Below are 8,602 nucleotides of genomic sequence, written 5' to 3'. Positions count from 1 at the left end.
TGATCCAAAGGAATTTCTCAACCAGCCCGAAAGCTGGACGAGGAATAAATTGGCATTTGACAAGTGCACGCTGTTGAGTTCTCAAGGATCGGATGCTCCTGCGTTCCGGCCTCTCGGCCTTCCCTTCAGGGCAACTTCTCTATCTTATCCGTCTCGCTCCGGCTGTCAAATCGACACGCCGTGAGGTTCAGAACCGGATCCGTTATCTCGTTTCCGAGGCAACTTCTCTAGCTTATCCCTCCCGGCCAGCTTGTCAAATCGACGTTCCTGGCGGACGGTCACCCTCTCAAGCGCACGCGCTTGACCCCGCCGCAGGGAGAACCTGCGAAGAGGAACCGACTTCCGAAGAAGAAGGTGGGTGGTGTTCGTCGCTTGGGGAGTCAGGCCTTCCGGCCCTTCGCTCTACCGCTTGGGGCGAACAGGTAATAACTTACGTGGATCCCGGGGGTCCGGCAAATCGGGGCGCCCGCTCGGGCGTGTCGCGCCCCGTTCTGCGGGCGTTCACCGCGGATTCACGCACCAGACGGCGCCGAGGGCCGCCCGCGAGCGGCGCGCAGCACGAGGATCATGGCGAGGGTCAGGGCTCCCCAGACTCCGCACGCGAGGGGAAGCGTCCGATAGGCGAGGTGCTGCACGGTGAACTCCTCCGTGAGCGGTCCGTATGCGACGAGCCCCAGGACGACCGCGACGATCAGCGTCACCGGGAGCGACAGCCACCAGGTCAGTCGGATCCGGAGCGGCGCCGGCTCCACCGGCCCGGACGTGCGGCCCCGCATCCAAAGCGCACCGGCGATCGCGAGCACGATCAGGCCGCCGATCCCGGATCCATACTGCAGCCACTTGTACCCGAGGAGCGGTCCCCACTGCTGATCGAGTGCGGGGATCAGCGAGATGCCGGCCCTCCCCTCATGCGTGAACGCGTCCCAGAGGACGTGCGTCACGACGCCGAGCGCGAGAGCGAGCACCAGGAGGATCGCGCGTGCGACGGTTCCGAAGGTCTCCCGCATCACCGCGCGGGGCCCCCGGTCCCATTCCTGCGGAAGGCGCGCACCGATGAAGCGCGGCGCGAGCATCCGGCAGGCCGGCCGCAGCACGATCCGCCAGACGAGGAGCAGTGCGAGCGACAGGAGAACCGTGACCGGCAGCCAGCGCAGGTCGTGCGTCACCGAGTAGTCGACGACGAGGCCGCGCGTGAACAGCGGCAGGTCGGGCGCCATCGCGCCGATCGCGATCGCCGCGGGCACGAGCGGCGTACGGACGAAGGGCAGCGCCACGATCGCGTGACTCGGCGTGAACGGCATGGTCCGACCGTAACGGGGCCGGCTCCCAAGATGCCGGGTGCGCCGGGCATGCGGGCGCGCGGTCGGCGGGCGCGCGGTCGGACGGGCGATCGGGCGGGCCCATCGACGTCGGCGCCCCTCCGCAAGATCGACACCCCCTCTGACGTGCGCACCCCAGAGGGGGCGCGGATCGTCAGAGGGGGCGTCGGCGGGTCGGATCCGCGAACAGGTCGGCGGACCGGATCCGCGAACAGGTCGGCGGATCGGATCCGCGAGCAGCTCAGGCGGAGAGGAGGCCCGCGAGGGTCTTCTTGCCGCGACGCAGCACCGAGACCCCGCCGGGCAGACCGAGCGGCACGGTCGCGTCGTCGGACTCCACCCGCTCGCCGTCGACCGAGACGCCGCCCTGCGCGATGGCGCGGCGGGCCTCGGAGGCGCTGGAGACCAGCTCGGTCGCCACGAGCGCGTCCACGACCGAGGATCCGGCGGCGACCTGCGCGTTCGGCAGCTCCTCGAGCGCGGTGCGCAGGGTCGCGGCGTCGAGCGCGGACAGGTCGCCCTGCCCGAAGAGCGCCTCGGACGCGGCGATCACCGCGGCCGTCGCATCGACGCCGTGCACCGTGGCGACGACCTCGAGCGCGAGGCGCTTCTGCGCGGCGCGGCGGAACGGCTCGGACTCGACGAGCGCCGCGTACTCCTCGATCTCGGCGCGGCTCAGGAAGGTGAAGACTTTGAGCCGGTCGATCACGTCGGCGTCGGCGGTGCTCAGCCAGAACTGGTACATCCGGTACGGGCTGCACATCTCGGCGTCGAGCCAGATCGCGTTGCCCTCGCTCTTGCCGAACTTGGTGCCGTCGCTGTTCGTGATCAGCGGGGTGCCGATCGCGTGCACCGAGGCGCCCTCGACGCGGTGGATGAGATCCGTGCCGCTGGTGAGGTTGCCCCACTGGTCGGATCCGCCGGTCTGCAGCACGCAGTCGTACTGACGGTGGAGCTCGAGGTAGTCCAGGCCCTGCAGGATCTGGTAGCTGAACTCGGTGTAGCTGATGCCGGCGTCGGAGTTCAGGCGCGCGGCGACCGCGTCCTTCTTCAGCATGGTGCCGACGCGGTAGTGCTTGCCGATCTCGCGCAGGAAGTCGATCGCGCTCATCGGCGCGGTCCAGTCGAGGTTGTTCACGATCCGCGCCGCGTTGTCGCCCTCGAAGCTGAGGTAGCGCTCGACCTGCGCGCGCAGGCGTCCGACCCATTCCTCGACGGTCTCGCGCGTGTTCAGCGTGCGCTCGGCCGTTGGGCGGGGGTCGCCGATGAGGCCCGTGGATCCGCCCACGAGTCCGAGCGGCTTGTGCCCGGCGAGCTGGATGCGGCGCAGCGTCAGCAGCTGCACGAGGTTGCCGAGGTGCAGGCTCGGTGCGGTCGGGTCGAAGCCGCAGTAATACGTGATCGCGGGACCTGCGAGAAGGGCGCGCAGCGCCTCCGGATCCGTGGACACGTGGACGAGTCCGCGCCAGACCAGCTCATCCCACACGTTCTCGAACGTGGGGTCGATGGCCGGTGCCGCGGTCGTCAGGGATGGGTTCGACACCGGATCAGGCTATCAGCGCGGATCCGGTCGATCCGCGAGACTTCATCTCCGCGACGAGACTGCGGTCACGGAGCGCAGTCTCGTCGCCCAGTTGCAGTCTCGCGGTCAGAGGGGGGCCGTTAGGCTGGGGGCGTGTTGGGAACGCGCGCGGGTCGCACGGTCCGGGGCCTCATCGCCGCCCTGGTCGCGACGTTCGTGGCCTCCGTCTCGCACTCCACCGCCGACGGCGAGCCCGCCCCGCTCATCGGGATGGTGCTCGCGCTGCTGTTCGCGGCGCCCGTCTGCATCGCGCTGGCCGGGCGGACGCTGAGCTGGGCACGCCTGTCGCTCGCCGTGGGGCTGAGCCAGATCGCGTTCCACGGGCTGCTGCTGATCGGCGTGGGATCCGGATCCGGGTCCGCGGTGGCCGGCGGGCACCTGCACGGCGCGGAACTGGCCGGCGCCCTCGGCACCACGGCGGTCGACGCCGGGCACGCGCTGCACCTGCAGCCCGCGATGTGGATCGGGCACGCGATCGCGGCGGTGCTCACCGTCCTGGCGCTCGGCCGCGGCGAGCAGGCGCTGCGCGCCCTGCTCGAGCTCACCGGCTGGAACCTCGTCGCGCGGCTGCTCACCGCCGTGCCGTCGCCCGCGCACCGCGTCCCGGCCGCGCCGCGCGCCGCCGCCGCGCAGACCCTCCGTTCTCTCTTCGTCCTCACCGTCGTGTCGAGGAGGGGTCCGCCGCTCGCGGCCTGACCTCCCTTCACCCGCACCCCGCCGGGCCGCTCTCCGCGCGCCCGTGGTGCACACAGACGACCTCAGAAAGACGAAACCATGCGCAACACCACTGCTTCCCGCGTCCTCATCGGCCTCGCCGCCGGCGCCGCCCTCGCCCTTGCCGTGCCCCTGGCCGCCTCGGCGCACGTGACCGCGACCCCGAATCAGGCCGAGGCCGGATCCTGGACGTACGTCACCTTCCGGGTTCCGAACGAGTCCACGACCGCCAGCACGGTCAAGCTCGAGATCCACCTGCCCGCCGACACCCCGTTCACGAGCGTCAGCTACCAGCCCACCGCGGGGTGGACGGGGACCGCGGCCAAGACCGCGCTGCCCAAGCCCGTGAAGGTCGAGGGCAACACCATCAGCGAGGCCACCACGGAGGTGACCTTCACGGCCGACGCCGGCGGGATCGCGCCGGGACAGTTCCAGACGTTCACGCTGTCGCTCGGACCGGTGCCGGACACGGGCCGCATCGTGATCCCGGCGACGCAGACCTACTCCGACGGCAAGGTCGTGGAGTGGTCGGCGACGCCGGAGGACGCGGCCAAGGACGACACGCTCGAGCCCGCACCCGTGCTGTGGGTGAACGACGCTCCCCCGGCCGACCACCACGGCGGCGCGACCGCGACGACCGCCCCGGCGGCATCGGCGCAGGCGCCCGCCGACGCCCAGGGCGGACTCGCCCTCGGCCTCAGCATCGCCGCACTCGTGGTCGCGGCCGGCGGCGCACTGCTCGGCGGCTTCGCCCTCGGACGCCGGAAGAAGGCCGACGCATGACCCTCCGCCATCGTCTCACCGCACTCGCCGCCTCGATCGGGGTCGGGCTCGTCCTCGCCACCGCGGGCGCCACGGCGGCCAGCGCGCATGACACTCTCGAGAACACGGACCCCGCCAAGGGGTCGACCGTGAAGAGCCTGTCCGCGGTCGCGCTCACGTTCAGCGCGGATCCGCTCGGCACCGACGGGGCGACGGTCATCCAGGTGATCGGGCCCGACAAGAAGTACTACGAGACGGCGTGCCCCGATCTCAACGGGCCCGTGGTGTCCTCGCCCGTCGCGCTCGGCGGCGCCGGGACCTACGAGGTGCTCTGGCGCGTGGTCTCCTCCGACGGGCACCCGATCTCGGGCAGCTACACGTTCGCGTACGCGCCGGACGGCACGGCGTCGCCCGCGGCGGCCGGATCCGCGAAACCGGTCTGCGGTCCTGCCGCATCGGCGACCACCGACGCGCCCGCAGCGGCCGGCGGCGCCGACACGGGCCTGTGGATCGGGCTCGGCATCGGCGCGGTCGTGCTGGTCGGCGTCGGCGTGGGCGCCTGGGCGCTCGCCCGCGGCCGCAAGAGCTGAGCCGACCCCGGGTCGGAACGGAACGCGGTGCTCCTCCGGGAGCACCGCGTTCCCCGTCTCGGCGCCGCGCCGTCCCGGAAACGCCGGAACCCCGCGACCCGCGGAGGGACCGGCCTCGGCCCGGCCCGTCAGGGGCGTGCGTCCGGGGCGGCGGGCACGCGCTCGAAGATCAGCGCCCGCCCTCCGCGCAGCGTGCGCGATGCGAGGCCCGCCTCCTCCAGGAGGCGCACCCCGCGGCGCGACAGCGTCGGCAGCGCGGCGGGCGTCCCGCCGGGCTTGCGGGCGATCCCGGCCATGAGCGTCAGATCGACGCCGGATCCGCGCGCCTCGATCCGCGCGAAGTCTCCCTCCGTGCGCCAGACCAGTCGCTCGAGCTCGCGGTAGCGGATCCGCCGCTCGGCGCCGGCGACCTCGATCCGCAGACGATCCGCGTCGAAGCGCACCGCGCAGTCGACCGCGCGACGGCGCAGGAGCCACGACATCAGCAGGTAGGCGGGAAGACCCGGCACCGCGACGCACAGCAGGAGGAAGAGCTTCGGCCCGACGTTCAGGATCGTCCCGCCAGTCGCGATCAGGACCACCAGGATCACGATCGCGACGACGACCGCGGTGAGGATGCACCAGGACGCGAGCGTTCGAGTGCCGAGCGGCACGGCCCGGAAGCGCGCGAGCGATCCGCGCTCCGCGGCCTCCCACTGCGGTGCAGACGACGCCTTCGCGGCGTCCCTGGCGCCGATCATCGCCGTGACCCTGCCGATCAGAGCGAGCCACACCCAGCCGGCCGCCGGCACCGCCGCCATCTGCACCACGGCCAGGAACGCGCGCGCGGGGTTGGGCTTGGGCGCCAGCAGCGCGGGAACCTCTTCGATCAGAAGCCAGAGCACCAGCCCCGCGCCCACGGCCCCGGCGATGTGCACGATCAGCCCGCGCCGGTCCGGCATCCTCAGTGTCGCGTTCACGAACGAGAATCCGCAGAGCCAGCCGCCCACCAGTGTGAGGAGGAAGGAGAGGAACTCGAGGTCGCCGCCGAGGTATCCCGGCACCGCCAGGACGCCGCACACCAGCGCCCAGAACAGCGGCAGGTGCAGGATCCGCCGCCAGGCCGGACCCGGCTCTGGCCGTACCGGTTCGGGATCCGACGGCGCCACGGAGTGCACCGTGTGGTGCGTCGACCGCGGGGCCTGGTGCTCGGACATCCCGGTCAGTCTAGGGAGCGCGCGGGCGCCGTCGTGTCCCCGGACCGCCTCACCCCAGTGCGCGCAGCCGCGCGTCGAGTTCGGCGAGACGCTCCGGATCGATCGAGCCGAGCCGCGCGGCGCCGTCCGCCAGGGTGATCCCGCGGGCGAGGAACACCAGCGAGTGCGTCGAGACGCCCGGCACGAGCTCGTCCAGCACGGCCCGCGCCTGCGGGTCGTCGAGGATCTCGCCGAGGGTGCTGTCCAGCGTGAACCGGGGCTGCTCCGCCATGGATCCTCCTGCCTGAGAGTTGGTGCGCTTTCGGGGACGGACTCGTGCAGAGGCGTCCCTCAGGACAAGGATCCCCGCGCCGCACGCCGACGGCAACCCGGTGGCCGTGCGCCGGCCGGGCGGGGCGTCGCTCAGAGTCCGGCGCGCGCAGCCCACCACAGCAGCAGCGCGCCGCCGAGCGCCACGACCCAGCTGACCAGGCTGCCGACGAGGAAGTACTCCGCGCGACCGCCGTTGACGCCGTCCCGGGATATCTCCGGGAACCGCACGATCCCCTTGGCCGCGAGCATCGCCGCGAGCAGCGGATAGGCCGCGAACAGCGTGAGGAGGAGCACGAGCACGCGCTCGAGCGGCCCGATCAGGCGTCCGCCGCGGAAGCCGTGATCCGCCGCGGGCAGCGGCGGGGTGGGCTCTGACGCGGTCGGGGTCCCGGGATCGATCACGCCCGGCGGCACGGGGACGAGCCCCGCCACCGTACCGGTACCGGCACCGGCACTGGTACCGGGTGCCTCGTGATCCGGCGCCACGTCCTCGGGGATCTCGGCCCGCTCGCCCAGCAGCGCCGCGCGGACGATCACGTTGCCGGTCTCGAGCAGCACGGCGAAGACGCCGAGGGCGAGGACGAGCAGATCGAACCCGATCGGCCCGAACGGCGTCGCCAGCCAGCGCCCGGCGAAGAGCCCCGTCGTCACGCGCGCCGGCAGGAGGGCGACCAGCGCGACCACGAGGACGGCCAGCAGCGCCGCCGGCCAGAACGACAGCCTGGGCCGTCCGTCGAGCGGGAGCAGCCACACCCAGAGCGCGGCGAGCGCGAGCCCCAGCACGGCGTAGAGGTACGCGCCGCCCAGGGCCGCGAGCACGAGGACGAGGACGCCGGCGACCGCGATCGCGATCCAGAGCGCACGGCCGCGCAGGAAGCGGCGCAGCACGTCGGCGAGCCCGATCGGGAGCAGGATGAGCCCGGCGAGGATCATGACGGCCCCCCCTGCCGCGCCCGGCCGTCGCCCCGCACGCCCGCGCGCATCGGCGCGGCCCGCGCGGAGCCGGGAACGGCGACGAGGGGGATCCTGGGCATAACCCCATCCTCCCCCGGACCTCCGACATTCTGCCAGGCCGCAGCGGCGAGCCCCGGCCCTCGGCGGCACGCGGCGGTGCCGGGCCGCGCGCGACCGCCGCGGGGCGCAACGACACGGGGCGGGGCGGACGCGAACGCCCGCCCCGCCCCGTGTCGGATCCGCCTAGGCCGAGAAGTCCTCCGGGACCTCGAGCGGACGCCGGGAGAAGTAGGCGTCCTTGGCCTTGCGGTAGAAGAGCGCGAGCGGCACGACGCCGACCGCGATCAGGCCGAGCCCGAGGATGTTGACGACCGGCTCGTTGTTCGGGATGGAGGTGAAGAAGATGTACATCATGAACAGCGCTCCGACCAGCGGCCAGATGCCGATCAGGATCGTGTTCTTCACGGATTTGAAGATGACCTTCCGGAAGCCGATCACCACGGCGAGACCCGCGAGCGCGTAGTAGAACGCGATCTGAAGACCGATCGACGACACCGCCCAGCCCAGGATCTGCCCCACGCTGTCGCCGAACACGTTGGCCAGCACGAACAGCAGCAGCGAGACGACGACCACGACGAGGGTCGCGAACACCGGCGTCTTCCACTTGCGGTTGATCCTGCCGAAGGCGAACGGGATCGTGCGGTCGCGGCCCATGGCGAACAGCGTGCGGCTCACCTGCACGAGCGTGGTCTCGAGCGTGGCGATCGTGGAGAGCGCGACCGCGATGATCAGGATCTTGCCGCCGATGCCCGGCATGATCGCATCGCCGAGGACGCTCAGCACGTTGCCGCTGTTGGCCTCGATGGTCTTGCCCGGGAGCATCACGAGCGTCGTGGTCGTGTAGATCTCGAAAAGGATGAACACGATCACGATGCCCAGGATCCCCGCGAGACCCGTGGTCTTGTGGGCGTTCTTGGTCTCCTCGCCCAGGTTGGCCGTGACGTCCCAGCCCCAGTAGTAGAAGGCCGCGATCAGCGCGGCGGAGACGAAGACCCCGGCCGTCGTCAGGTGCCCGAAGCCGAACCAGTCCCAGGAGAACGTCTCGCCGTGGTGGTACGTCGTGATCGCACGGGGGATCGCGATGGCGGCGAACACCACCAGGATCCCCACAAG

The 8,602-nt window shown here is 71.7% G+C and carries 10 protein-coding genes; 4 read left to right on the top strand and 6 right to left on the bottom strand.

Annotation, left to right across the window (positions count from 1 at the left end; translation table 11 throughout):
- The coding region (locus B7X32_RS15495) for a hypothetical protein (protein ID WP_292721515.1) at positions 1-184 on the top strand (184 nt) is incomplete at its 5' end.
- Between the two features lie 328 nt (positions 185-512).
- Here B7X32_RS15495 and B7X32_RS15490 read toward each other — a convergent pair.
- Together B7X32_RS15490 and tyrS are read right to left on the bottom strand one after the other, a co-directional pair.
- Positions 513-1,301, bottom strand: a complete 789-nt coding sequence (locus B7X32_RS15490) for a DUF4184 family protein (RefSeq protein WP_292721512.1) — start codon at positions 1,299-1,301, stop codon at positions 513-515.
- 259 nt (positions 1,302-1,560) lie between these two features.
- Positions 1,561-2,862: a tyrosine--tRNA ligase gene (gene tyrS / locus B7X32_RS15485; RefSeq protein ID WP_292721509.1), complete on the bottom strand. Its 1,302-nt coding sequence runs from the start codon at positions 2,860-2,862 to the stop codon at positions 1,561-1,563.
- 132 nt (positions 2,863-2,994) lie between these two features.
- On the opposite strand from tyrS, the gene B7X32_RS15480 reads away from it, so the two are divergent.
- The 3 genes from B7X32_RS15480 (at position 2,995) to B7X32_RS15470 (ending at position 4,967) form a co-directional block, all read left to right on the top strand.
- Positions 2,995-3,597: a hypothetical protein gene (locus B7X32_RS15480; protein ID WP_292721506.1), complete on the top strand. Its 603-nt coding sequence runs from the start codon at positions 2,995-2,997 to the stop codon at positions 3,595-3,597.
- A gap of 78 nt (positions 3,598-3,675) precedes the next feature.
- Positions 3,676-4,398 carry a YcnI family protein gene (locus B7X32_RS15475; RefSeq protein WP_292721504.1) on the top strand — a complete coding sequence of 241 codons (723 nt, stop codon included), beginning with the start codon at positions 3,676-3,678 and terminating at the stop codon, positions 4,396-4,398.
- Positions 4,395-4,967, top strand: a complete 573-nt coding sequence (locus B7X32_RS15470) for a copper resistance CopC family protein (RefSeq protein WP_292721502.1) — start codon at positions 4,395-4,397, stop codon at positions 4,965-4,967. The genes B7X32_RS15475 and B7X32_RS15470 overlap by 4 nt, the downstream gene beginning before the upstream one ends.
- 128 nt (positions 4,968-5,095) lie before the next feature.
- Here B7X32_RS15470 and B7X32_RS15465 read toward each other — a convergent pair whose 3' ends face one another.
- The 4 genes from B7X32_RS15465 to B7X32_RS15450 all read right to left on the bottom strand — a co-directional run.
- Positions 5,096-6,163 carry a hypothetical protein gene (locus B7X32_RS15465; protein WP_292721499.1) on the bottom strand — a complete coding sequence of 356 codons (1,068 nt, stop codon included), beginning with the start codon at positions 6,161-6,163 and terminating at the stop codon, positions 5,096-5,098.
- 49 nt (positions 6,164-6,212) lie between these two features.
- Complete coding sequence (locus B7X32_RS15460; RefSeq protein WP_292721496.1) at positions 6,213-6,434, bottom strand: hypothetical protein; 222 nt, start codon at positions 6,432-6,434, stop codon at positions 6,213-6,215.
- Positions 6,435-6,565: 131 nt separating this feature from the next.
- Positions 6,566-7,408 carry a hypothetical protein gene (locus tag B7X32_RS15455; protein WP_292721493.1) on the bottom strand — a complete coding sequence of 281 codons (843 nt, stop codon included), beginning with the start codon at positions 7,406-7,408 and terminating at the stop codon, positions 6,566-6,568.
- Between the two features lie 264 nt (positions 7,409-7,672).
- On the bottom strand, positions 7,673-8,602 hold a 930-nt coding region (locus B7X32_RS15450), incomplete at its 5' end, for an APC family permease (protein ID WP_292721490.1).

It is taken from the genome of Microbacterium sp. 13-71-7 (genome assembly GCF_002257455.1).
GTDB lineage: Bacteria > Actinomycetota > Actinomycetes > Actinomycetales > Microbacteriaceae > Microbacterium.
The sequence above is the reverse complement of the archived record's forward strand: the minus strand, read 5'-3'. Positions and strand labels throughout refer to the sequence as shown.

Excerpts from the sequence above, each read along its gene's own strand:
- B7X32_RS15455 (WP_292721493.1), bottom strand. The coding sequence starts at position 7,408 with ATGATCCTCGCCGGGCTCATCCTGCTCCCGATCGGGCTCGCCGACGTG.
- B7X32_RS15490 (WP_292721512.1), bottom strand. The coding sequence starts at position 1,301 with ATGCCGTTCACGCCGAGTCACGCGATCGTGGCGCTGCCCTTCGTCCGT.
- B7X32_RS15470 (WP_292721502.1), top strand. The coding sequence starts at position 4,395 with ATGACCCTCCGCCATCGTCTCACCGCACTCGCCGCCTCGATCGGGGTC.
- B7X32_RS15465 (WP_292721499.1), bottom strand. The coding sequence starts at position 6,163 with ATGTCCGAGCACCAGGCCCCGCGGTCGACGCACCACACGGTGCACTCC.
- B7X32_RS15460 (WP_292721496.1), bottom strand. The coding sequence starts at position 6,434 with ATGGCGGAGCAGCCCCGGTTCACGCTGGACAGCACCCTCGGCGAGATC.
- B7X32_RS15475 (WP_292721504.1), top strand. The coding sequence starts at position 3,676 with ATGCGCAACACCACTGCTTCCCGCGTCCTCATCGGCCTCGCCGCCGGC.